The organism is Vibrio sp. 10N.247.311.47 (assembly GCF_041467535.1).
Classification (GTDB): Bacteria; Pseudomonadota; Gammaproteobacteria; order Enterobacterales; family Vibrionaceae; genus Vibrio; species Vibrio crassostreae_C.
This window is the reverse complement of record NZ_JBFSUR010000019.1, coordinates 1-24,571: the sequence shown is the minus strand read 5'-3', so window position 1 is coordinate 24,571 and position 24,571 is coordinate 1. Positions and strand designations below refer to the sequence as shown.

The following is a 24,571-nucleotide window of genomic DNA, read 5'->3' as shown; positions in this document are numbered from 1 at the left end:
CACAACCACCCATAAAGTATTAACAAGAAATATGACAACTTATTTCAATTTTTGTTAGCCAAATCAAACCTGAAATCAAAGTTTTCATTTTTGAACAGCCCTATTTGAGTTTTATAGCGACTCGCGCAAAGAGTTGTTATTCAGTAAAATGCAAAAAACCCCAGTGCTTATGCAACTGGGATCTTTAAAAATGAATAAATTAGCGATTGGAGGGTTTATCTATTCCAAAGTGTAAATACGCTCTGTCAGTGGTGATTCGACCTCTTGGCGTCCTTTGTAAGTAACCTTGTTGAATCAAGTAAGGTTCTAACACATCTTCAATAGTGTCTCTCTCTTCACCAATCGCGGCAGCCATGTTGTCGATACCTACCGGACCACCACCAAACTTCTCCATAATCGCCAGCAGAAGCTTTCTATCCATGTAGTCGAAACCTTTAGCATCGACATCCAACATGTTTAGCGCTTTGTCAGCAACCTCCGAACAAATATGCCCGTCGCCTTTTACTTCCGCATAATCACGAACACGGCGCAGTAGACGGTTAGCAATACGTGGCGTACCACGAGCTCGGCGAGCAACTTCTAGCGCCCCTTCGGACTCCATAGAAAGACCAAGGCAATCTGCACTGCGCTGAACGATGTTTTGTAGATCTTCAACCTTGTAGTACTCAAGACGCTGAGTAATACCAAAACGGTCACGTAACGGCGATGTCAGTGAGCCAGCACGAGTGGTTGCGCCAATCAAAGTAAAAGGAGGAAGGTCAATCTTGATAGAGCGTGCCGCTGGGCCTTCACCAATCATGATATCTAATTGGTAGTCTTCCATTGCAGGGTACAACACCTCTTCAACCACAGGGCTTAAACGGTGAATCTCATCAATGAACAGGACATCATTTTCTTCGAGATTGGTCAGTAACGCCGCTAGGTCGCCTGCTTTTTCTAGAACAGGGCCTGAAGTCGTACGAATGTTGACATCCATCTCATTGGCAACAATGTTCGCCAACGTGGTTTTACCCAAGCCTGGAGGGCCAAATATCAACAGATGGTCGAGCGCCTCGTTACGCAGTTGTGCCGCTTTGATGAAAATCTCCATCTGGCCACGAACGTGATCCTGACCTTGATAGTCAGCCAGTGCTTTAGGGCGTATTGCACGATCAATGACATCTTCATCTTTGAATACTGGGTTATCCGGTGCAATAAGGCGATCGGCTTCAATCATAAATTCTGCTATTCCTAACTATGCTCTTGTTGACTCTGCGCTTCTTGACTCTGTGTAAAGGCAAAGTGAATGAGTCTATTTTGTCGAACAAGTATATTGGGTATTAAACCATCGATTTCAGAGCTTCGCGAATCAACTGTTCGCTGGTCATGCCATCTTTAGCCACTTGAGAAACCACCTTGGAAGCTTGAGTCGGCTTGTAGCCTAATGCAAGTAGCGCACTTACCGCTTCTTCTTCCGCGTCGTGAACGGTTGGTATAGAATCAATCGGAGCTGCATCTGTCGCTGGAGTAAACAAGTCACCCGCGCCCCACCCTTTCAGGCGGTCTTTCATTTCAACAACCAGACGTTCAGCGGTTTTCTTACCCACACCCGGAAGTTTAACCAGCGTCGAGATGTCTTCACGTTCAACACTTTGAACAAACTGGCTAGCCGTCATGCCTGAAAGAATGCCAAGGCCTAGCTTAGGGCCCACACCGTTCGCTTTGATCACTTCACGGAACAGCGCACGCTCTTTAACCGTGTTAAAACCATAAAGTAGCTGCGCATCTTCACGTACAACAAAGTGCGTGTAGATGATTGCCTCTTCGCCCACGTTTGGTAATTCGTAAAAACAGCTCATTGGCATTTGAACTTCATAGCCAACGCCACTCACTTCGATTAGTAATTCTGGTGGCTGTTTTTCTATTAATGTACCGCGTAGACGTCCGATCACAATTCACTCTCTTGATGGAATATAATTTGAGGGACAGAATATAAAAGAACTGGATGCTTATCCAGTTCTTTGTGTTTATTAAGATGATTTATTTAAGCTTGCTTAGCTTAAGAAACCGAATGATTCTGTCTTCAGAAACGCCATAGCCTATGGTTATCGGTAGCGCCCTTTTCTCGCGCCTGTCGCTTTACCAGCAAGAGCTATCAAGGTTTTATTGGTGTTGGCGTGAGTGATCGCTACGCCTAGAGCATCGGCAGCATCGGCCTGTGGTTTAGCGGGTAACTTAAGCATGCTCATCACCATGTTCTGAACCATCGACTTATCTGCACCACCATTGCCTGTCACCGCTTGTTTGATTAGACGAGCCGCATATTCATGAACGGGGAGATCAGCATTTACCGCTGCCACTATCGCACTGCCACGCGCTTGTCCCAGCTTAAGTGCAGAATCCGCATTCTTCGCCATGAAGACCTGCTCTATCGCAAACACATCCGGTTGGAACTGAGTAATGATTTCGCTCACACCTGCATAGATCTGCTTGAGGCGACCCGGTAACTCTTTTTCTGAGGTGCGAATGCAACCACTCCCTAAGTAATATAGGTGGCGGCCATTTTGACGAATAACACCGTAACCGGTAATGCGTGAGCCAGGGTCAATCCCTAATATAATAGACATAACTTCAAATACTGATTATTTATACATGCTTTATGAGCTTAGTATATCGAACGCAAAAAAAAATGCCCGTCAAATTAACGGGCATTTTATTGTTCTACTGCGAAACTAAGTTCTTTAGAAAGTTAGGCTAATCGTTTGATTAGTCTTCTTTCTTCGCTAGTTTAACTGCAATTGCTAGCTCTTCCAGTGATGCTGGGTTCGCTAGGCTTGGCGCGTCTGTTAGTAGACATGCTGCAGCTGTTGTTTTCGGGAATGCGATAACGTCACGGATGTTCTCTGTACCACAAAGTAGCATCGCTAGACGGTCAAGACCGAATGCTAGACCAGCGTGCGGTGGAGTGCCGTATTGAAGAGCATCTAGTAGGAAGCCGAACTTCTCTTGTTGCTCTTGTGCTTCGATACCTAGGATACCGAATACAGCCGTTTGCATTTCTGCGTTGTGAATACGTACAGAACCGCCGCCTACTTCGTAGCCGTTGATTACCATGTCGTATGCATCAGAGTTTGCTGCTGCTGGGTTCGCTTTTAGCTCTTCCGCGTTCACACCTAGTGGCGATGTGAATGGGTGGTGCATTGCGTGTAGGTTACCTTCGCCGTCTTCTTCGAACATTGGGAAGTCAACAACCCACAGTGGAGCCCATGCAGATGTGTCTGTTAGCTCTAGATCCGTACCTAGTTTAAGACGAAGTGCGCCCATTGCTTCAGCAACGATGCCCGCTTTGTCTGCGCCGAACAGAATGATATCGCCAGATTCAGCTTGAGTACGATCTAGAATACCGTTGATTACGTCTTCGCTTAGGAATTTAGCAACTGGAGATTGAATACCTTCCATGCCTGCTGCACGGTCGTTAACCTTCATCCATGCTAGGCCTTTCGCGCCGTAGATGTTTACGTGTTCTGCGTAACCATCGATTTGCTTACGAGTTAGCTTAGCACCACCTGGTACACGGATAACCGCTACACGACCTTTTTCGTCGTTAGCTGGGCCAGAGAATACTTTGAACTCAACGTCTTTAACTAAGTCAGCAACGTCCACTAGCTCTAGTGGGTTACGTAGATCTGGCTTATCAGAACCGAAACGACGAATCGCTTCAGAGAAAGGCATTACTGGGAATTGACCTAGTTCAACATCTAGAAGTTCTTTCCACATATCGTGAACTAGCTTTTCAGTGATGTTACGTACTTCTTGAGAAGACATGAACGATGTTTCGATATCGATCTGAGTAAATTCAGGCTGACGGTCAGCACGTAAATCTTCATCACGGAAACATTTAACGATTTGGTAGTAACGGTCAAAACCAGACATCATCAGCAGTTGCTTGAAAAGCTGAGGAGATTGAGGAAGTGCGTAGAAGCTACCTTTGTGAACACGGCTTGGTACTAGGTAGTCACGAGCACCTTCTGGTGTCGCTTTCGTTAGTACTGGCGTTTCGATGTCTAGGAATAAGTTCTCATCTAGGAAACGACGAACGAAGCTAGAAGCACGTGCACGAAGCTTAATACGGTCGCTCATTTCTGGACGACGAAGATCGATGTAACGGTACTTAAGACGCTGCTCTTCAGAGTTCGTTTGGTTGAAGTCTAGTGGAAGCGCTTCTGAACGGTTAATGATCTCTAGACCCGTCGCGTAAAGTTCTACTTCACCAGTTGCCATGTCTTTATTTACTTGGCTGTCCGGACGAACTCGTACTTCACCAGTAAACTTGATACAGAATTCATTACGCAGTTGGTTAGCGATCGGGAAGATATCTTTCATATCTGGATCGACAACAACCTGAACGATGCCTTCACGATCACGCATATCAATAAAGATAAGACCGCCTAAATCACGGCGACGGTTTACCCAGCCGCACAATTCTACAGTTTGTCCCGCCAGGGACTTGTTCAGGTTACCACAGTAATGGGTACGCATAATGAATTTCCCAATCTCTTAATTATTTACTAATTTCCAAGCTGTCAGTGGTCATTCCACACAACAGAGCAAAGGAACATTTATACGCGGAAACTCGCTTAAAATCGACCTTCCACATTCGAATTTATTGTGTTTTATCTGGCTTTGCTGCTTTTTAGCCCATCAAGTGCGCAAAGATTCATCAAAACCGAAAAAATTGCGATAATTATATCTCGAAAGTACCTTAATCAGCAAAACTCTCGTAAAGTAGATTTTCGTTTCAACCCAAAAACTTTTTGTAATGACTGATGGCGTGATGGATAACGGTGTAATAGATGGATAATCGTGTAATAACAACAGAAACTTTACCTCTAAGACTTGGATTAACTATGTGGTCTCATTCTGAGTGGCAAAGTCAGTTCTACGGTAAAGGCACCAAGCCTGCCGAACGCTTGGAAAAATACACCCAAGTTTTCCATACCGTTGAGGGCAACACCACCTTTTACGCTACGCCAAGTATGTCTACCGTTCACAATTGGAAAGCCGCCAGTCACGATGATTTCAAGTTCACCTTCAAATTGCCCAAATTCATCACCCACCAGCAACAACTGAGACACTGCCAAGCCGAACTCAAAGAGTTCTTGATGACGATGTCGCCACTGCATGACCGTATTGGTCAATGGACGATTCAGCTGCCGCACAGTTTTGAGCCCAGCATGCTGCCTGCCCTACAAAAGTTTTGCACCTTATTCCCAAAAGATATGCAGCTTGGCGTCGAAGTTCGACACTTAGGTTTCTTTGATAAGGGCGATGCGGAAAAACGCTTCAACCAATGGCTGGTTGAGGAAGGCATCAATCGCATCATTATGGACAGCCGCCCCGTTTTCTCTGCGCCACCCACCACAGAAGCGGTGATCGATGCGCATCAGAAAAAACCGCGTGTTCCTGTTCATGCAATTGCTACCGCCAATAACCCGATGATTCGATTTATTGGTCACCCAGACCAAGAACCTAATATTGAGTTTTTTAAGCCTTGGTTTGCCAAAATCCCAAACTGGCTTAATGAAGGCAAGCAGCCCTATTTAATGATCCACACCCCAGACAATAACCACGCACCTGAACTTGCGATTGCTATTTATAAGAGGCTACAAAAGCAAGTCTCTGAAAATACATCATTATTACTGCCCGAACTGGCTCAGTTTCCAGCTCAAAAAGGCAATCACCAAATCTCGATGTTTTAACCTCTCACTTGTAAGTAGCTTCGAACCTTGAGCTAAATCTCAGTTTTCGTGACAGTGGCGTTTTTTTTACGTAAAATACGCCCCCTTTTATTTGGTACGAATTTTGTGCCAATTACGCTGACTGTCGAGAGAAAATGCTATGAGCAACACAGACAATATCTTTTCCGCTCCTATTGATAAAATTGGAGACTTCACCTTTGATGCAAGGGTTGCTGAAGTATTTCCGGATATGATTCAACGTTCGGTGCCTGGCTATAGCAATATCATCTCTGCAATCGGCATGCTGGCTGAGCGCTTTGTAAAGCCACACTCAAATATTTACGACCTTGGCTGCTCGCTTGGTGCTGCGACACTTTCTATGCGTCGTCACATTCAGCAAGAAGGCTGCACGATTTTCGCGATCGATAATTCAGAAGCCATGGTTGAGCGCTGCAAATTGCACGTTAATGCTTACCGCAGTGACACACCGGTAGAAGTGATTGAAGCCGACATCCGTGAAGTGGAAATCAAAGACGCTTCTGTTGTGGTGCTTAACTTTACGCTGCAATTTCTTTCTCCAGACGATCGATACGCTCTGCTTGAGAAAATTCATGCTGGCTTGCGCCCAGGCGGGATCTTAATCCTGTCAGAAAAATACGTATTCGAAGATGAAAGCTCAAATGAACTGCTTATCGACCTGCACCATGATTTCAAACGTGCTAACGGGTACAGCGAGCTAGAAGTAAGTCAGAAACGTAGCGCAATTGAAAACGTGATGCGCCCGGATTCGATCCCTGTTCACAGAGAGCGATTTGATAAGATTGGCTTCTCAAGCAGCGAAGTCTGGTTCCAATGTTTCAACTTTGGTTCAATGTTCGCGATAAAGTAAACATTTTAGATTACGTAACCGTCGCGACACCGTTAGCACGTACTAAAATGTCATCCTCAAGAGCGAGGAACAAACGAATTGGGGATCTCTTATCAAACACGATAAACGAGATTCCCTAGCATGTTTGTCCACACTCTTAATGGAGTGACAAATTTAATTTCTACACCACCAACTCAGTGAAAACCTATGTTTAATTTTGCCAATTTTTATCAACTTATTGCCCAAGATACTCGCCTTCAGCCGTGGCTAAATGTTCTTCCTCAACAGCTGACGGATTGGCAAAATGCAGAGCACGGTGACTTCGACCGCTGGTTACGTGCATTGAACAAGATTCCACAAGGTGTGCCTGACCAAGTTGATCTGAAAAACTCAGTGACCATTGGCAGCTCTACACCGTTCCACACGGGTGAACTTAAAAAGTTAGAAAGCTTGCTAAAGACTTTCCACCCTTGGAGAAAAGGTCCTTACACGGTTCACGACATTCATATCGATACAGAATGGCGCAGTGACTGGAAATGGGATCGTGTGCTTCCACATATCTCACCACTTAAAAACCGTTCTGTGCTCGATGTAGGTTGTGGCAATGGTTACCACATGTGGCGCATGCTTGGCGAAGGCGCTCGTCTTACAGTAGGTATCGACCCTTCTCACCTTTTCTTGGTTCAGTTTGAAGCGATCCGTAAGTTGATGGGCGATGACCAACGTGCGCACCTTTTACCTCTAGGTATTGAACAACTACCAAAACTGGAAGCGTACGACACTGTATTCAGCATGGGCGTGCTATACCACCGTCGCTCTCCGCTTGATCACTTGATTCAACTGAAAGACCAATTGGTGTCTGGCGGTGAATTAGTGCTTGAAACCTTAGTGATTGAAGGCGATGAAAATGCAGTTCTGGTTCCTGTTGACCGTTACGCGCAGATGAGAAACGTGTACTTCTTCCCCTCTGCTCGAGCTCTGAAACGCTGGCTTGAACAGGTCGGCTTTGAAGACGTGCGCATCGTGGATGAGAATGTCACGACAATCGGCGAGCAACGCACGACAGAATGGATGACACACAACTCTCTACCAGATTACTTAGACCCGAATGATCCAAGTAAAACGGTTGAAGGTCACCCAGCACCAAGACGTGCCATTCTTGTGGCGACCAAGCCATAAATGTGATGCCCGAAAGCCATTATTTAGCCGATAACAGAGTAATGGCTTTTTGGTGGCTACAGCGCCACCTTTTGCTTCGCTGTGAGCTTTCACAAAAATGCGCGCAAATTGAACAAAAATTGACTTATGCTTAATAAGTGAGCTATTTAAAATTACAATAATTGGCGTAGCGCTCACATTGCGATTCAATATGACCAGACTCTTACAATAGGATGCTTCACGCATCCTTTTTTGTGGGCTAAACTTCTAAATAGTCTGAACTATTCTCTAATTTCCAAAGGTTTTTTTATGTTTAAGCGATTATCGCCTATTGTGGCGGTTGGTTTGCTCTCTGGTTGTACCCTTACTAACGGTGCTGCCTACCACCAAGAAACTCTCGATGCTATTGCCCGCTCAGAGACAAACATCGCAAATAAGGTTCAAAATCTTGAACTGCAAGTCAGTAATCAAAGTGATTACATTGAAAGCTTAGAAGACGAAATCATCACCCTTTCAAATCAGTTAGATGTTCATCTAACAAGCATGGAACACAAAGTCATTGAAGAGCTAGAGGAAGAAGAACCCGTGGCAGTTGCAGCGGCTCCTATCGCTCCTACTTCACAACCGACTATCCTTGGCGGAATCGAAAAAGTGTCTATCGACTCAATCAAACAAAGCTTTGATGCGCGAGTGGATACCGGCGCAACAACCTCTTCTTTGAATGCCGTCGATATTAAAGAATTCGAACGAAATGGTAAGAACTGGGTTAAGTTCCACCTAGAAGACCAAGGACAAGCGGCAGAAGACCAAAAATGGATTGAAGCGCCTGTTGTACGTTATGTGAAAATCCGCCAATCAACGAATGATCAGACAGAACGTCGAGCTGTGATTGAATTATGGGTTAAAGTTGGAAAAATCCATGAAAAAGCGCAATTTACATTGGCGGATCGCTCTCAAATGAGTCACCCTGTATTACTAGGGCGCGAATTTATCAAAGACATAGCGCTAGTAGATGTAAGTAAAAAGTACGTACAAACGGAAGTTAAATAACAATAGTAGGGTAAGCTATGACGTCAAGAATTCCATTTTATATCTCTATATTCCTGCTTATCGTGGCAGGCATAACACTGAGTATGTTCAGACATACGACCTACGGTGTACCTTGGACTCCAGGGGAAACCAGGCAGGTTTGGGACGTTGAAGCTCGTATTGAGTTCAACGCAGTAGGCAAAGAAGCAAAAGTTTCCTTAGCGGCTCCTCATACTCAGTCTAACTACACACTTATCGGCGAATCGGCTTCATCACCAGGTTACGGTATTTCTTACTTAAATACTGAGTCAGGTCGTCGTGCAGAGTGGTCTATTCGTTACGCAGATGGCCCTCAAACCATCTACTACAAGACACAATTCCTAGTCGACAACCAAGCTAAAGTGAACGACACACCACCAGAAGGTGAAGTGGTTCAACCAAGCTTCGACGGCCCGGAAGAAGCGGCGTCTCTAGCTCTTATTGACAGAGCAACAAAGCGTTCTGCAGACAATCTAACGTTCACTCGTGAGCTCATCAAAACACTTAATGATCCAGACAGTCAAAACTCTGCGCTGATTCTGAACAACATGACCAAAGTGGAAGCGACACACAAGCTACTTTCAGCAGCGAAAATACACAACAAAGTGGTTGGTGTTATCGAGCTAGAAGATGGCCGTCGTCGTCAATCAATTCAGAACATGATTCAGATTTGGGATAACGATGAGTGGATCCTATTCTCTCCTGAATCAAGCGAACAACAAGTCCAACCAAACCTACTCATCTGGGACGAATCAAACGTTTCTCTACTGGATGTTGTTGGCGGTCAGAACAGTAAAGTTCACTTCTCTATGATTGCTCAAGAGGTTTCACCAACAGAAGCAACCAATAGTAAAGTCTCTGCTGATCAACTGTTAAACCTTTCAATTCACAGCCTACCGTTAGAAGAGCAAGCGATGTTTAAAACCATCATGCTGATTCCTATCGGTGCTCTGATTGTTGTGTTCCTACGTGTCATCATCGGCCTGAAAACGTCTGGTACGTTCATGCCAGTACTGATTGCGGTAGCCTTTGTACAAACACAACTGGTAACGGGTATTGTTGGCTTCCTGCTTATTGTAGGTACGGGGCTGATTATTCGAAGTTACTTGTCCAAACTCAACTTGCTCTTGGTAGCCAGGATATCCGCCGTAATCATCACGGTAATCATGATTATCTCTGTGTTTACTGTAGTCGCGTTTAAAGTGGGTCTGACTGAAGGTCTATCTATTACGTTCTTCCCTATGATTATCCTATCTTGGACTATCGAACGTATGTCTATCCTATGGGAAGAAGAAGGCGCGAAAGAAGTAATGCTGCAAGGTGGTGGTTCTCTATTCACTGCGGTTCTTGTTTACTTAGGCATGACTAACCCGTTCATTCAGCACTTAACGTTTAACTTTATTGGTTTACAACTTGTTATTCTAGCGACCATCTTGCTACTAGGTAACTACACAGGATACCGTCTAACCGAGCTTCGTCGCTTTAAACCGCTAGCGGAGGACTAAGTTATGTTTGATCAGTTTACTTCACCGTTTAGGTTGAAAGACAAAGGCATAATGGGAATGAACAAGCGTAACCATAGTTATATTGGTCGCTACAATGATCGTTCCAAGTATCCACTCGTTGATGACAAGCTTAAGACGAAGATCATTGCTGAACAGGCTGGTGCTACTGTACCAAAACTGATTGGCGTGATTGGTCATCAAGCTGAAGTAAAAACAATCCACAAGATGGTAAAAGAGTGGCCGGGTTTCGTAATCAAGCCAGCTCAAGGTAGTGGTGGTAAAGGCATCCTTGTTGTGACATCTCACAAGGATGGGGTTTATACCAAGCCATCAGGTTCGACTATCAATGAAGAAGACGTAGAGCGTCACATCAGTAACGCTCTTGCAGGCCTTTTCTCACTTGGTGGTAAGAACGATGTAGCGGTAGTTGAAAACCTCATTAAGTTTGATGAGTGTTTCGATGGCTTCAGTTACGAAGGTGTGCCAGATGTACGAATCATCGTATTCAAGGGCTACCCTGTTATGGCGATGATGCGCTTATCTACTTCAGCTTCAGACGGCAAGGCTAACTTGCACCAAGGGGCTGTAGGTGTAGGTATTTGTATTGCGACGGGTAAAGCCGTTCGTGCGGTTCAGTTTGACCACCCAGTCACTCACCACCCAGATACGGGTAAAGAGTTGGCGCTACTTCAAGTGCCGCATTGGGAAAAACTGCTAACACTGGCATCAAGCGCTTGGGAAATGACGGGGCTTGGCTACATGGGTACTGACATGGTTCTAGACCAAGAAGAAGGCCCAATGGTACTTGAGCTTAACGCACGTCCAGGTTTGGCTATCCAAATCGCGAACGGTGCTGGTCTGCTTCCTCGATTGCACCATATTGAGAACCTTGGTACGCCGGCTGAATACCCGAAACCTGCAGAGCGCGTGGCATACGCAGCTAAGCAATTCGGTGTTCACGGTAACGAGATTGTTCCGAACTGAGCTATTTGCTAACTAGGTCACTTGATACCTAATAGAGCTCAATAAATAAGCCGCATAACTCTGAGAGTTACGCGGCTTTTTAGTATCTGCCATTTGTTAACGAATTGGGCTAAGCCTCTGTCGCTTCAATTTCAGGCTCACGAATCGGATCAATGCGCACTGCCGCAACCTTAAATTCAGGGATCTTCGCGTGTGGATCAGTCGCTGTGGTAGTCAAACGGTTAACTGGTGATTCAACAAAATGGAATGGAATAAATACCACACCCTTTTGCATTCGTTTAGTCACAAAGGCCGCGATTTCGATTTCACCACGACGTGTTGAGACCTTAAGCATCTGACCATTCCGGATACCTAGCGCTTCAGCATCATGAACACTCACCATGGCACGCGGCCCTGCTAAGTTATCCAACCCTTTTGTTTTACGTGTCATGGTTCCGGTGTGGAACTGTTCTAGAATACGGCCTGTCGTTAATACTAACGGGTATTCCGCATCCGGTAGCTCAGCAGCGTATCTAAACGGAATCGCCTCCATTTGACCACGCCCACGCGTAAATTGGGTCTGGTGCATGATACGTGTGCCATCAGGGTTGTTCTTATTACTTGGCCATTGCACGCCGTTCACCGTAATGTTCTCCCAACGTAAACCACCATACTGTGGCGTGACACGCGCTATCTCATTGGTGATATCAGCAACCGAGTCATATTCCCAATTGCCGCCCATCGCATTAGCCAACATTTGGATAATCACCCAATCTTCTTTCGCTTCACCTGGAGGCAATACCGCCGGGTTAATACGCTGAACACGACGCTCGGTATTAGTAAAATGACCAGACTTCTCAGCAAACGAGCAAGACGGTAGCACCACATCGGCATATTGAGCGGTTTCGGTTAAGAAAATATCTTGAACCACGAGGAAATCTAACGCTTCAAGACCTTCAATCACATGCGCTTGGTTCGGGTCACTCAGCACTGGGTTCTCGCCCATTACGTACAGACCACGAACATCTCGATGACACGCTCCATCAATAATTTCGGTCAACGTTAAGCCTGTTTCAGCCGGTAGGTCAGAAACACCCCACTCCATCGCGAATTTTTGACGAACCATTGGGTTGTACACTTTCTGATAACCCGGAAGGTTATTTGGCAATGCGCCCATGTCACACGCACCCTGAACATTGGATTGACCACGTAATGGGTTGATACCGCCGCCTTCAATTCCGATATTGCCACACAAGAGCTGTAGGTTAGCGATTGATCGAACGTTATCGTGACCAGTGGTATGTTGCGTAATGCCCATCGAGTAGTACACCGCTGTACGCTCTGCAGTACCAATCAATCGCGCCATTGCGAAGATGTCTTCCGCTTTAACGCCAGTTACCAGCTCCACTTTGTCTAGTGAATAACTTGGTGACATTACCTCTTGAAGCAAGGTATCAAAGCCATCCACACGGTCTTCGATATACTCTTGGTCGTACCAACCGTGTTTGATGATTTGCTGCATCACACCATTGATCAACATTACATCAGTACCCGGTCGGTGCGCTAAATAAAGTTCAGCATGGTCAGCAATATCGATTCGTTTTGGATCGGCAACGATCAATCTCGCTCCACCATGTCTCACAGCTTGCTTGATATGCGAGCCAATAATTGGGTGTGCTGACGTGGTGTCGGAGCCAATAATAAAGATCACATCTGAGTGCTTGATGCTTGGAATATCATTGGTCATCGCCCCGCTACCTAGCGAAGCCTCTAAACCAGTAACAGTAGATGCGTGACAAAGGCGCGCACAGTGATCGACGTTATTGGTACCGAGTTCACGACGTATGAATTTTTGGAAGGCATAGTTATCTTCATTGGTGGTTTTCGCCGACGAGAACCCCGCTAAAGCGTTACTGCCAAAGCCTTGCTTAATCGCAGTAAACTTCTCGGCAATAAGCTTAACTGCCTCATCCCAACTTGCAGGTTGCAACCAGCCATCTTTACGAATTAATGGTGTGGTTAAACGCGCATCGCTGCCCACAAAATCGAAGCCAAATCGTCCCTTAACACACAACATGCCTTCATTAACCGGAGAGTCTCCGCCTTCGATATAGCGAATTTTGTTTTTCTGCTCATCGATATGCATGGTTAACTTACAACCCACACCGCAATAAGTGCAGATGGTATCGACTTTCTTGAGTACGTCTGTGTCTCCCTGCTTTCTGTCGCGAGCATCGACCATTGCACCGGTTGGACACGCCTGAATACACGATCCGCATTGAACGCAGTTTGAGTCGCCCATTAAGGTCTTGTCCGCCCCAAAGTTAGGACGACATTCTGGTCTTGATGCAGGTTTGCCATCCGATTGGTTCATGAAGCTTAGAACGCCATGAACATTCTGTTCTCGACACGCTTGGATACACTGGCCACAACTAATACAGCGGTTAGCGTCAAAGATAATGAACTCAGAACTGTCATCGACCGAAAATTTTTGTCTTGTTAACCCGACCTTCGCTTCTTCAGCACGAATCGCCTGCCAACTCTCATTCGAAGCCACATCGATTTTGTATTCAGGATGGGTTTGCGTTGCTTTGTATTCAGTCGAGTAGTCTCGTAGGTCGCAATCTGTATTAGCTTGGCAGCCACACTCTAGACATCTTGCAGCTTCAGCGATTGCATCGGCATTATCAAACCCTGTTTCTACTTCATCGAAGCTTTGTTCACGCTGTTCGGGCGTTAGCTCAGGCATGATCTTGCGCGCCATGCGTTGTATAGATTTGTATTGCTCAGGGTCCACCGCTTTGAGCTGTTTGTGCTTTCTTGAGTTAAACGGTTTAGCCGGAATATTTTCCATATCACCATGGAAGAAGCGATCGATCGCTTGTGCAGCAATACGCCCATCCCCAACCGCTTCGACTGCAGTTGCAGGGCCGCGTCGGAAATCACCAATACTGAAAATATTTCCGGTTCCGGTATGCATGGTTTGTGGATCAGCATCTGCGGTATTCCAACGAGTAAGAGGAATATCAATTGCTTCATTGTCCATAAAACTCAGATCAGGCTTTTGTGACACGGCAGCAATAACCGTATCAAACGCTTCAACAAAGAACTCGCCCGTTGGTTTAGGGCTGCGACGACCTGAAGCATCAGCCGGACCCAAAGCCATACGCTCTAATCGTATTTCTGATACATGACCATTTTCATCGGCTATGTTTGCTGCCGGGTTGGTTAAGAAATGGAACTTCACACCTTCATGCTCAGCTTCTTCGATTTCGTAATCTTCTGCAGGCATCTCATCTCGAGTACGACGATAAATCAGCGTAGTATCCGCGCCATCACGCACCGCTGTTCGAGCGCAGTCAATCGCGGTATTACCGCCACCAATTACTGCGACCTTTTTACCTGTGACATACTGCTGATCGGTCACGTAATCTTTCAGATAATCGACACCCAAATAACAACCGCCGAGTTCACTACCCGGGTAATTCATTTCAACCGCTTGTGATGCGCCAACGGCTAAACAAACCGCATCAAAATCGTTACTTAAATCAGACAGTGTAAAATCAACACCGAGTTTTTTACCGCACTCAACCACCATTCCGTTGCGACACATCAACTCGATTTCTTTATCTAGAATCGACTTAGGTAAGCGATATTCAGGGATACCGTAACGCAGCCAACCACCCGCTTTGGGCATCGACTCATAGACACTGACTTCATAGCCTTCGTTAGATAGGTAATAACCCGCCGTAAGCCCACCGGGGCCACTACCAACAATAGCAATGCTCTTGCCTTTATTTGGTTTCTTCGCTGGCATGTAGCTCTCTTGAGCCGCTAGATCCGCATCGGCAGCGTGTCGTTTGAGTTGGCGAATCGCAATGGATTCATCGACCAAGTTACGACGACATTCGGTTTCACAGAAAGCAGGACACACACGACCAATTGAAAGCGGCATTGGTAATGTCTTTTTGATCACTTCAATCGCTTTGATGTGATCATTTTGAGCAATATGGTGCAGGTAAGATTGGATGTCGACCCCAGCAGGACAGGCTGTTTGGCATGGCGCCTCACAGTCAGCGTAGTGATCGGTCATAATGCGATTCAACGCTTCTTGTCGATGATTCGTTAACTGTTTTGACTGAGTGGTAATATTCAACCCATTAGACACTTCAAGCTCACAAGAGCGAGTAACACCAACGCCATCAACTTCAACGACACACAAATCACACGGCACTTTATCCGCTGTTTTGTTCAAACCACATAAAGATGGGATTTCCAAACCACATGTTTTTGCCGCTTCAAGAACGGTTTGTCCTTGCTCGACGATTCGATATTTCCCATCAATCACGATTTGAATCATACCTAAGTCCTACCTTTACCTTTCGCACACGCGAGTTATCAATAATTAAAATTTAAGTAATACAATATTATTAATATTATTAAATCTATGTCATTACCATACATTATTTGTGGTTTTGTGCGTGTGACCTCAAACAAGTTCCATTGATAATAACCACAAGGTATGAGTGGTCTTATCAGTATCGATAAAAGAATTAGGCGAGAGGAGTTCAGTTGAGGAAATTAGATTCAAGATACAAAAAAGCCCCTATTGATTAGGGGCTTTGTACAAATATCATTGAGTCGCTTTCGAGCTTATAACTCAGTTATCAAGCTTATTGCTCGGCTATCAAGGTTATTGCTCAGCTTCTTCAATAAGCTCTTGAACTGGGGATGCCGGTTTGTTTTGAGCAAAACCGCGCAGGCCAACAACATGTACGTGCTCGTGATCTTTAAAGACCTTACGAACCAGTTTGTAGGTTGTGCCTTTCTCAGGGCTAATGTTCTCTGGTGCTGCAATCAAAAGTTGCATACCTAAACGGTCACACAGTTCGAACAAGGTAGAGATAGATTTCGCATCCAGACGAGCTGCTTCATCAAGGAACAACAAACGACATGGAACGATGTCTTTGCTACGAAGTCGACGAGACTCTTCTTCCCAGCTCTGAACAACCATCAGTAGGATAGACTGACCAGTACCGATCGCTTCACCCGTAGACAGTGCGCCCGATTCCGCTTGTAACCAACCGTCTGAACCACGGTTAACTTCAACACTTAATTCTAGGTAGTTGCGGTAATCCAGTAGCTCTTCACCTAGAACTTGTGGAGAACGTTGACCCATATCGATATGTGGGTTAACACGTTGGAACAACTTCGCCATCGCTTCTGAGAAGGTAAAGCGTGTTGATTCAAACAAGTCTTTGTGTTGCTCTTGCTGAGTCGCTAGCCCTGATAGCAAGATCTCGTGGCTTTCACGAATCTTAACGTTCAGACGTACGCCCTTAACCTGACCAAAGTAGATGTTCGACAGCCCTTGGTTCAGCATTCGAATACGGTTCTGCTCGCGCTGAATCGTTTTCTTGATGATGCTTGCTACCGACTCAGAGCTGATCGCCAAGCGGTTTTCACGCTGCGTCAGTTCTTCTGTTAATCGAGCGAGCTCAACTTCCATCTCTTCGATTGCTTCAACCGGATCATCCGTATGAATGATGTCTTGGCGAATACGCTCGCGAAGGTGTTGATAAACCGCAATGTAGAACAGAACCTTACGCTCTGGATGTGCGTTGTCTTCAGATAGACGCAGCGAATCACGTAGGTCGTCATTGTCAGCTACAGCTAGACGTAAAGCACCCAGTGATTTATCCGACATAGAACGAAGCTCGCCCGCCGTTAGGTAAGCCAGTTCACGCTTATGAAGACGACGTTCAACATCATTTTCACGAGCTAAGCGAAGTACTGAACACCAGCCTGCTTTTGCTGCAACAACGAAAGTACGAAGCTCGGTGTACTCTTTTTGAACTTTCTTAAGACGCTTAGCCAGTGCTTTCATCTCAAGTTCAGTTGACGTAATCGTACGCTCGTATTCACTCTTACGGCTGCGAGATGTGTGCAGACGCTCTTGAAGCTCGTCACGACGACGTACAGCACGCTCTTCAGCGCCTTCGTCAGCGTTTACGCCGAACTCTTGTAGCTCTTGTTTGAACTCTTGAACCGTTTCTTGCTTCGCTTGATGTGAGCTCTTCAGTGCCGCCAATACTTGGTTGTATTGGTTCATCTGTTCGCGAGCTTGCTTCAAGCCATCGCGGCCTTTGGTTCTTGCTTGTTCAGCTTGAACCAACTTCGCTTTCAGTTGCTCGCTCAGTTCACTGCTCTTATTAAGCAAATCAACAGAATCCGCGTAAGCAAAGTAATGACGACGCTCAATCAGATCAGACAGTGCGAACACTTTGCCTTTTAGCGTTTGTAGCGCGTTGTCTGCTTGACGGTACTCTGCTTCCAAAGCTTCGAATTGCTCTGGGTCAGCGTCTAGTGCAGATACGAACTGTTCTAGAGAAGTAAGCGCCTTGCCGTGCGTCTTCAAGTAAGATTTCGCTTCACTTAAACGCTCTAGTTGCGCTTCTAATTCAGCTAAACGCTCAGCCAATGTTTCGTCTTCTAAAATACGAACCATTGGTGCTAATTTATCTAGCGCACCAAGTGCCTGCTTGCTTTGTAGAAGCTGACTGCGTTGCTGCTGCTCTTTAGAGTTAAGCTCAGCCAGAGAACGAACAATTTGATTACGCTTATCACGAATCGCAGCAAGTGCTTGCTCTGGGTCTGCGTTAAACGCAACGTGCAGGTGCTTCGCAACAAAGCTGTTGAATGCTTGGTATAGGCGATTCAGTTTTTGAGAGTCAAACGCTGCCTTCGCGTGGTTTTCAACCACAACGTCACGCTCTTCGCGCAATTTCTCTAGACGTTGTTCACGAGCCGCACGGCCAAACAGTGGGATCTCAGGGAAACGAGAGTAACGCATTTGGCGATCGTTCAGCTGAACACACACTGCGCCTTCAAGCTCATCGGCATTGAATGAACTGTCATCAAACGCGTCGACATCGCCTTCTAGGATGTAAAGGTCTTCTGGACAATCATCAAGATCCACCAGCTTCTCTTTAATACCATCAAGATCAGAAACCACAATTGCGTGACGAGCCGGGCCGTACATCGCACTGAAGTACGGCGCATCACCAATAGTGATATCATCGTAGATCTCAGAAAGCAGCACGCCACCAAGCGTATCCGCTAGGCCTTTGAGGCGAGGATCGTTAGAACCACCTGGAGACGCTAAACGCTCAATTTCGTGCTCAAGTTCAGCTCGGCGCGTAGCCAACTGATCTTTTGCTACCGCTTGAGATTTCTCATCTTCAAGCACTTGTTGCATTTGAGTCATCACCGCTTGGCTATCTTCTAGCTCAGCGTCGGTTTGATCTCTTAATGCTTCAAGCGCATCGTTTGCCGTGATCCATGCTGGAGCAATAGACTCAAGTTTTTGAATCTCTTGATCGTGGTTTTGTTGTACACGACGTTGCTCACTCTTCGCTTCACGCAGCTCTTCTTGAGCGTACTCAAGAGACTCGATCTGCATAGCATGACGTTCACGTTCTTCATCGAAAACCGCTTCGTCAGTCAGTGAGATGTTGTGTTGCTTTTGGTATTCAGTCGCTAGCTCTTTTGCTTGACGCTGCTGAGCCACATCACGAGCCATATCGCGGTGCTGAGCACGCCACTGCTGTTCATTTTCAACAACGTGTTTTGCGTTACGGCCTTTTTCTAAAGCTTGCTTAGCGCTTTGAGACGCTTCTTTACGCTCAACGTCACCCACAATACTTTTAACAAGAGCGAGCGCTTTGTCGAACTGCGCAGAAGCAGCAGAAGACATGTCTAGTTTATGTTTAGTAGACAGCAGCGTTTGAGTGCTTGATTCTTCTTGTGCTTTTAGCTCAGAAACCAGAGTTAGTGCGCTTTCTGCCGTAATAGACTCATCACCAAGTAGCTGCTTAGTTTTCTCTAATGCTTGAACCGCTTGCTGGTATTGAAGTGCACGAGTCTGCTGAACATCCAATGCTTGTTGGTAATCAGCAAGCTGAGTTTTCAGGCTATCCACTTCTTCTTCAGTGATGGTTGCCTGCTCTTCAGCAAGAAGTACTCGTTCTTGAGCTTCTTCAACCACCATAATCTGCTCTTCTAGACGCTCATTCAGCTCTTCTAGATCTTCGCTGTAGCGAGCAATTTTTTCTTGCTGACGAAGTGCAGTTTGAACTAATTGCAGATGATCCGAAGCCGCTTGGTAATCTTGCTCTAGTGCTGATTCTTGATCGACAAGTAACTCTAGTTCTTCTTGAACGCGGTTCAACAAGTTGTTTTGATCAAGCAAGGTTTCACGAGAACCAAACAGCTCACCACGGAACTTCATGGTTTGATCAAGCTTGTTGCGACGATCGTTAGCATGGCGCATGTAATCTGCTGCCACGTAGTTCGTAGATTCAGTGATCAAGTGCTTAAACAAATCACGATCCGACTGAGTCGTTTTGATCGCTTCTAGCGTCATACGGTTTTCGCGTAGTGCTGATTCCATGTCTTGGAACGCTTTCTTCACACCACCATTTTGCGGTAACAGGTAATCACGCAGAGAACGCGTAATCGCACTTGAGATACCACCGTAAAGTGATGCTTCAATTAGGCGGTAGAACTTAGAACGGTCGCTGCTGTTACGTAGTTTCTTCGGTACCACACCGTATTCAAACATTTGCGAGTGGTAATCAACAATCGAAGAGAAGGCCTTAAAATGCGAGCCTTCGTATTGTGCAACCGCCGCTTTCACGTCGTTCAACTGACATACGCGAGCGTGGCTGTCTGAAACGTTCTGAATCAACACATCCGTTGGTTTCACATGGCTTGGAAGGCCTTGGATAACGAACGGTTTAATGTCGACTTTCTTATCACGACCCGCGACTTGCTGCAGTTTTACTGCAAACAATAGACGCTGATTACGAGAGTTCACAACATCTAGTGCGGCATAACATGCGCCTGGCTGAAGCTTACCGTAAAGGCCTTTATCACGAGATGACTGTGAGCTACCCGCTTCCGTTGTGTTACGGAAATGCAGAAGGCTTTGGTCAGGGATCAGTGCTGTGATGAATGCCGCCATTGTGGTCGACTTACCCGCACCGTTACCGCCAGAAAGCGTTGTAACCAATCCATCAATATCAAAAGTACGCGCAAAGAAGCCGTTCCAGTTGACCATGGTTAATGATTGATACTTACCTCTTTCAATCATGCTTCACCTTCTACTTTTGTTTGTTCGCCAGCATTTGACTCAAGGTCAAAGTCAGCTTGATCGTTAAAAATGTCTTGTTGACCGTTTTCGTCTACGTCTGCATCTACTTCTGATGTGGCTTCCGCTTGTTCTTCATTCAACAAGCTACCTTGGTTAGGCTCTTGGGTATGCACCACAGCTTCACCATCACGGATAAGACGTAACTGCGCTTCTTTCATATCATCGCCAACACGAACGTCAGCGCCAAAACGGAATACCGCTTCGCTGATACGGAACTTGCCGGTTTCACCAATCGCAATCAGCATGCCGATACGGCGTAAACGACGTAGAGAAGTACGTACTTTTTCGAACAGCTTTTCTTTATCTAGGTCAGAACCAGACGCACGGTTGGTTGCTAGCTTCATGAGTTTTTTCTCATCCGCTAACGACATCAACTCATCAAACAGTTCTTGGTTGGTGAAGATACCTTCATGAGCAAGACGTTCTGGGCTTAGGTATAAGAAACACAACACCTTTCCAACCAACATGTCGAGCTCAGACAACACACTACGACCAATCAGAGACGTAGAACGCGGACGCAGGTAATAGAAACCTTCCGGCGCTTTTACCAATTCCGTATTGTAGCGTTGATAGAAATGCTGAAGCTCAACTTCAAAATCAGACAACAACGCGTGGTTATCTAGGTCTTCTGTTGAAACATGCTTACCTGAACGCAGCATGCTATCTAGCGCAGGGAACAGTGGGTTCGCTATCGCTTTTACCAGTTTCTCTGGCATGTAATCATCAGTACTTGTTAATGACATTTGCTTGTACCTTTGCACCGAAATCGTTAATTGCCTGCCAATCTGGCTGAATAGCCTGATAGTCAGACTCTGAGTAACCTAAGCGCACGGCTTGGTCGACAACAATTCTGGCTAAATCAAAATGGTGTGTGCGAGGGTGTGCAGCGAGGTAATCGCGTAACACAAGGCCAAGATCAATTGGCGCGCCTTGCTGTTTGTGAGCTTTTAACATCTCTGCAATTCGATCTGAAAGCAGGTCATTTACTTGCTCAAATTCTTCGTACTCTACGTCGATTGGTGCTTGTCCCATCACTTCGTCATCACGAAGCACGAGCGCTTCATCACGAAGATCCGTCAGCTTCTCAGCATCGGCGTAGGTCAATAACCAAGGCGCATCAAAGTAGTCAGTGACTGACTGACGCAAGCGCTGGCTAAAGGCGCGGTTTTTATCCATATCAATCGCGGTACGGATGAACTTGTGAACATGGCGGTCGTAGCCGATCCATAAATCGATGGCTTGTTGGCCCCAACTGGTGATTCGGTCTAGCTTCATCTGCAAGCCGAACAGGGTTTCGCCAACGAACTCGAGTTCATCGTCACCGTAAACAATTTCTTGAATATCGAGGATCTGTGTTTGCAGTTCATCCCCCGCCGCTTGCAAGGTGTCTTGCAATTCTTTTAGTGTGGACGAGGTTTCTGAAAGCAAGGTTTCACAGTTGTTAATCGCCTCTCGCCAATCCTTGTTTAAAAGGTCGGCAATTTGCTGTTTAACGGTTTGCTGCTGCTCATCCATAACACGTTGGTTAAGATCAATCTGATCGAAAATTTCACCAACAGAATACTTGAGCACGCCGTAAACATTCTTTCTCCAATGTCCTGGAGTTCCGCCTTTTTGTGCTGCTTCAATGGCTTTTGCCATCTCGTCCGCAACCATAGAAAGCTGGATAGACAGTTTTAACTTAGAGAACTGACGGTGGCGTAAGTAATAATCTGAAATACCAATCGCCAATGGTGATAAGCGATAAATACTCGCACCATCGGTGATTTCGCTGGTAAAGCGGCTAATCAACTTCTGTTTAACTAACTCGTTGATGGCATTGTTGGCACGAAACGCGGACGCTTCGCCAGTATCTTCAAACAGTCGAGTGACGATGGTAAATGCATCGTGCAGTTCACCCTCGCCCAACTCTTCATCGAACCTTTCATTGCTTAGTACTGCGATAGCAATCAAAAATGCTAAGCGCTCTGGTGGCAAGTTTAATGAAAAATCATGCTGCTTGACCCAGCCCACCAACTCATCAATTGGCTGCTCTTCGGCAGTTTGAGTCATTTCACTCATTGTGGTTCCTGTTACTGTTCTTCGTCATATCGAATGTATTAGATATGACGCCTATTTCTTTATGACGCGGGCTTCTTACGATTGCATAGCGCATGTTGTGGCTTCTTTTACCACATTCACCGCTGTTATTGCGCAGGTTTTTGAGCCCAAACGTGAATATAACGGCCTAGTGACAGATATGGCTCTTGGCGACATAGCTGTTTTTCCAGTTCCAATACATCTTCAAATTGGTAATCGCCCATGTACTCCATATTACCTATGTAGTCACTGAAAGAGCGAATGCCTGATTTACCACAGATTTCTAGACCAGCGTCTTCTATCCATTGATAAACCTCTTCCGGCTTCAAGCCTTTTTGTGGTTGCAGCTTAAACCGTTTTCGATGTGGCATCCCATTCAATACATGAGGAATGTTGCCACAAATCACATTTTTCAGGACTAATCCGTGGTGGTTGTAAAACATTATCGAGGCAACACCACCTGGCTTAACTTGTTCAAGCAATAAATCAAGCGCCTCTTTAGGATCGGCTAACCATTCCATTACGGCATGAAACATCACAAAATCGACTTTCTCATCGAGATGTTCTGCGACTTTTTGTACCGGTGAATGAATAAATCGATATTGCTCTAGCAAACCCGCTTCGCTGATACTTTCTTCGGCGAGCTTCAGCATTTCAGAAGAGAGATCACACAGAGAAACGTTATGCCCAAGCGACGCAATTTTTTGCGACATCTGCGCAAGGCCGCCTCCAGCATCAAGCACATGCAGCGGCGAAGCTGATTGCTCAAACTTGCTCAAAGCTTGTTCTAAATCTTCCCATACGATGATCTGACGGATCTCTCCTTTGTCAGAGCCGTAAATATTTTTTGCAAATTTGTGGGCAATATCGTCGAAATTACGGTCTTCAGTCACGGCTACTTGAGTTATTATGTCCTATCGTGCCTGCTATTCTGTCACAGGAATTTCAGGAATAAAGAGGCGATGTCTCTTTTTACTACTAAGTGATGTTTTTTCGGACTATTCGGATATGTTTGAGCTGAAAAAAGTAGTGTCTTCGCTATTGATGCCACTGCCAGCAATGTTAATTCTCGCTTTTCTGGGTTTAGCCCTAGTGATGTTTACTACCAAAAGGAAGACTGGTTGCCTAATCACCCTCTCAGCCCTATGTGGTATTTTCCTAATCGCTTTCCAGCCAGTTTCTAGTCAACTTTTAATGCCAATGGAAAGGCAACACACCGCATTTTTACCTGTCGATGAAACCGTCGATTACGTGATGGTTCTTGGAAGTGGTCACGTCGTAGACGACCAAATTCCACCGACATCAGAACTTAGCCGCACCGGCCTGATGCGTTTAAGTGAAGGGATTCGTATTCTACGCCTCTACCCTGGTGCAAAACTCATTTTGTCTGGCTATGGCGCAGGCACTGAAGTAAGTAACGCAAGAATGATGGCTAAAGTGGCTTTAGCACTTGGCGTAGCAAAGCCCAACATCATTCTGCTTGAAACCGCAAAAGACACTTGGGAAGAAGCCCGCCAAGCCGCTGCGTTCGTTAAGAATAAAAGAATGGTGTTGGTGACTTCAGCGAGCCATATGACTCGCGCACTGAACGAATTCAATGCTGCTGGAATGAAACCACTGCCGGCACCAACTAACTACCTTGCACAAGAAGGTATAGTTGAGCCTTGGAACAAGTACCTGCCAAAAGCTCTTTACCTTGAGCAGACTGAGCGATACTGGCACGAAACTATGGGATTAGTTTGGCAAAGCCTGCGTGATTGGCTAGATACAAGCAATGACATTGTTGAAGAGCCGGTGATTCCAGAAGCTTCCAGCTTAGTTGAAGATGACGGTGAAGTTTCTGCGGCTCAGCCTCAGTAAGCCAATTGAATCTTTAAACTCATACTGAGCAGACTGAGTCGGCAAGTATTTTTAGTTTCTCTGTTCGTTAACAATGAAAGCTAAGCAATAAAAAAGGTTCATCGCGGATTAGCGGGAACTAAAAACAAAAACGGTAGTA

At 45.8% G+C, this 24,571-nt stretch carries 16 protein-coding genes; 7 read left to right on the top strand and 9 right to left on the bottom strand.

Going from position 1 to position 24,571, the window contains the following annotated elements; translation table 11 throughout:
• Window positions 1–199: 199 nt before the first annotated feature.
• The 4 genes from ruvB to aspS form a co-directional block, all read right to left on the bottom strand.
• Entirely contained in the window at window positions 200–1,216 is a 1,017-nt protein-coding gene (gene ruvB, locus AB6E51_RS13565) for a Holliday junction branch migration DNA helicase RuvB (protein WP_372057984.1), read from the bottom strand.
• A 103-nt stretch (window positions 1,217–1,319) separates the two neighbouring features.
• Entirely contained in the window at window positions 1,320–1,931 is a 612-nt protein-coding gene (gene ruvA / locus AB6E51_RS13560; protein WP_017072254.1) for a Holliday junction branch migration protein RuvA, read from the bottom strand.
• A gap of 153 nt (window positions 1,932–2,084) precedes the next feature.
• Window positions 2,085–2,606 carry a crossover junction endodeoxyribonuclease RuvC gene (ruvC, locus tag AB6E51_RS13555; protein ID WP_008219936.1) on the bottom strand — a complete coding sequence of 174 codons (522 nt, stop codon included), beginning with the start codon at window positions 2,604–2,606 and terminating at the stop codon, window positions 2,085–2,087.
• Window positions 2,607–2,745: 139 nt separating this feature from the next.
• Window positions 2,746–4,518: an aspartate--tRNA ligase gene (gene aspS, locus AB6E51_RS13550; protein ID WP_017630636.1), complete on the bottom strand. Its 1,773-nt coding sequence runs from the start codon at window positions 4,516–4,518 to the stop codon at window positions 2,746–2,748.
• 314 nt (window positions 4,519–4,832) lie between these two features.
• On the opposite strand from aspS, the gene AB6E51_RS13545 reads away from it, so the two are divergent.
• The 6 genes from AB6E51_RS13545 to AB6E51_RS13520 all read left to right on the top strand — a co-directional run bounded on the left by AB6E51_RS13545 (window position 4,833) and on the right by AB6E51_RS13520 (window position 11,300).
• Window positions 4,833–5,738: a DUF72 domain-containing protein gene (locus AB6E51_RS13545; protein ID WP_029235140.1), complete on the top strand. Its 906-nt coding sequence runs from the start codon at window positions 4,833–4,835 to the stop codon at window positions 5,736–5,738.
• Between the two features lie 139 nt (window positions 5,739–5,877).
• Complete coding sequence (cmoA, locus tag AB6E51_RS13540; RefSeq protein ID WP_017062083.1) at window positions 5,878–6,606, top strand: carboxy-S-adenosyl-L-methionine synthase CmoA; 729 nt, start codon at window positions 5,878–5,880, stop codon at window positions 6,604–6,606.
• Between the two features lie 186 nt (window positions 6,607–6,792).
• Complete coding sequence (gene cmoB, locus AB6E51_RS13535; RefSeq protein WP_009846365.1) at window positions 6,793–7,764, top strand: tRNA 5-methoxyuridine(34)/uridine 5-oxyacetic acid(34) synthase CmoB; 972 nt, start codon at window positions 6,793–6,795, stop codon at window positions 7,762–7,764.
• Window positions 7,765–8,052: 288 nt separating this feature from the next.
• Complete coding sequence (locus tag AB6E51_RS13530; RefSeq protein WP_065585129.1) at window positions 8,053–8,793, top strand: ATP-dependent zinc protease; 741 nt, start codon at window positions 8,053–8,055, stop codon at window positions 8,791–8,793.
• A 17-nt stretch (window positions 8,794–8,810) separates the two neighbouring features.
• A complete protein-coding gene (locus tag AB6E51_RS13525; RefSeq protein ID WP_065585128.1) occupies window positions 8,811–10,316 on the top strand; it encodes an inactive transglutaminase family protein in 1,506 nt (501 codons plus the stop codon).
• A 3-nt stretch (window positions 10,317–10,319) separates the two neighbouring features.
• The gene (locus AB6E51_RS13520; protein WP_026084277.1) at window positions 10,320–11,300 is read left to right on the top strand and encodes an alpha-L-glutamate ligase-like protein; all 981 of its coding nucleotides are present in this window, start codon (window positions 10,320–10,322) and stop codon (window positions 11,298–11,300) included.
• Window positions 11,301–11,409: 109 nt separating this feature from the next.
• Here AB6E51_RS13520 and fdhF read toward each other — a convergent pair whose 3' ends face one another.
• The 5 genes from fdhF to cmoM all read right to left on the bottom strand — a co-directional run bounded on the left by fdhF (window position 11,410) and on the right by cmoM (window position 23,465).
• On the bottom strand, window positions 11,410–15,639 hold the full coding sequence (gene fdhF, locus AB6E51_RS13515) for a formate dehydrogenase subunit alpha (RefSeq protein WP_372057983.1): 4,230 nt from the start codon (window positions 15,637–15,639) through the stop codon (window positions 11,410–11,412).
• A 333-nt stretch (window positions 15,640–15,972) separates the two neighbouring features.
• On the bottom strand, window positions 15,973–20,433 hold the full coding sequence (mukB, locus tag AB6E51_RS13510) for a chromosome partition protein MukB (RefSeq protein ID WP_372057982.1): 4,461 nt from the start codon (window positions 20,431–20,433) through the stop codon (window positions 15,973–15,975).
• Entirely contained in the window at window positions 20,430–21,236 is an 807-nt protein-coding gene (gene mukE / locus AB6E51_RS13505; protein ID WP_017067527.1) for a chromosome partition protein MukE, read from the bottom strand. Before mukE ends, mukB begins: the two co-directional genes overlap by 4 nt.
• Window positions 21,217–22,554, bottom strand: a complete 1,338-nt coding sequence (mukF, locus tag AB6E51_RS13500; protein WP_017055049.1) for a chromosome partition protein MukF — start codon at window positions 22,552–22,554, stop codon at window positions 21,217–21,219. The genes mukE and mukF overlap by 20 nt, the downstream gene beginning before the upstream one ends.
• Window positions 22,555–22,679: 125 nt before the next feature.
• The gene (gene cmoM, locus AB6E51_RS13495; RefSeq protein WP_017063509.1) at window positions 22,680–23,465 is read right to left on the bottom strand and encodes a tRNA uridine 5-oxyacetic acid(34) methyltransferase CmoM; all 786 of its coding nucleotides are present in this window, start codon (window positions 23,463–23,465) and stop codon (window positions 22,680–22,682) included.
• A gap of 115 nt (window positions 23,466–23,580) precedes the next feature.
• On the opposite strand from cmoM, the gene elyC reads away from it, so the two are divergent.
• Window positions 23,581–24,432 carry an envelope biogenesis factor ElyC gene (gene elyC / locus AB6E51_RS13490; RefSeq protein ID WP_372057981.1) on the top strand — a complete coding sequence of 284 codons (852 nt, stop codon included), beginning with the start codon at window positions 23,581–23,583 and terminating at the stop codon, window positions 24,430–24,432.
• The last annotated feature ends 139 nt before the right edge of the window (window positions 24,433–24,571 follow it).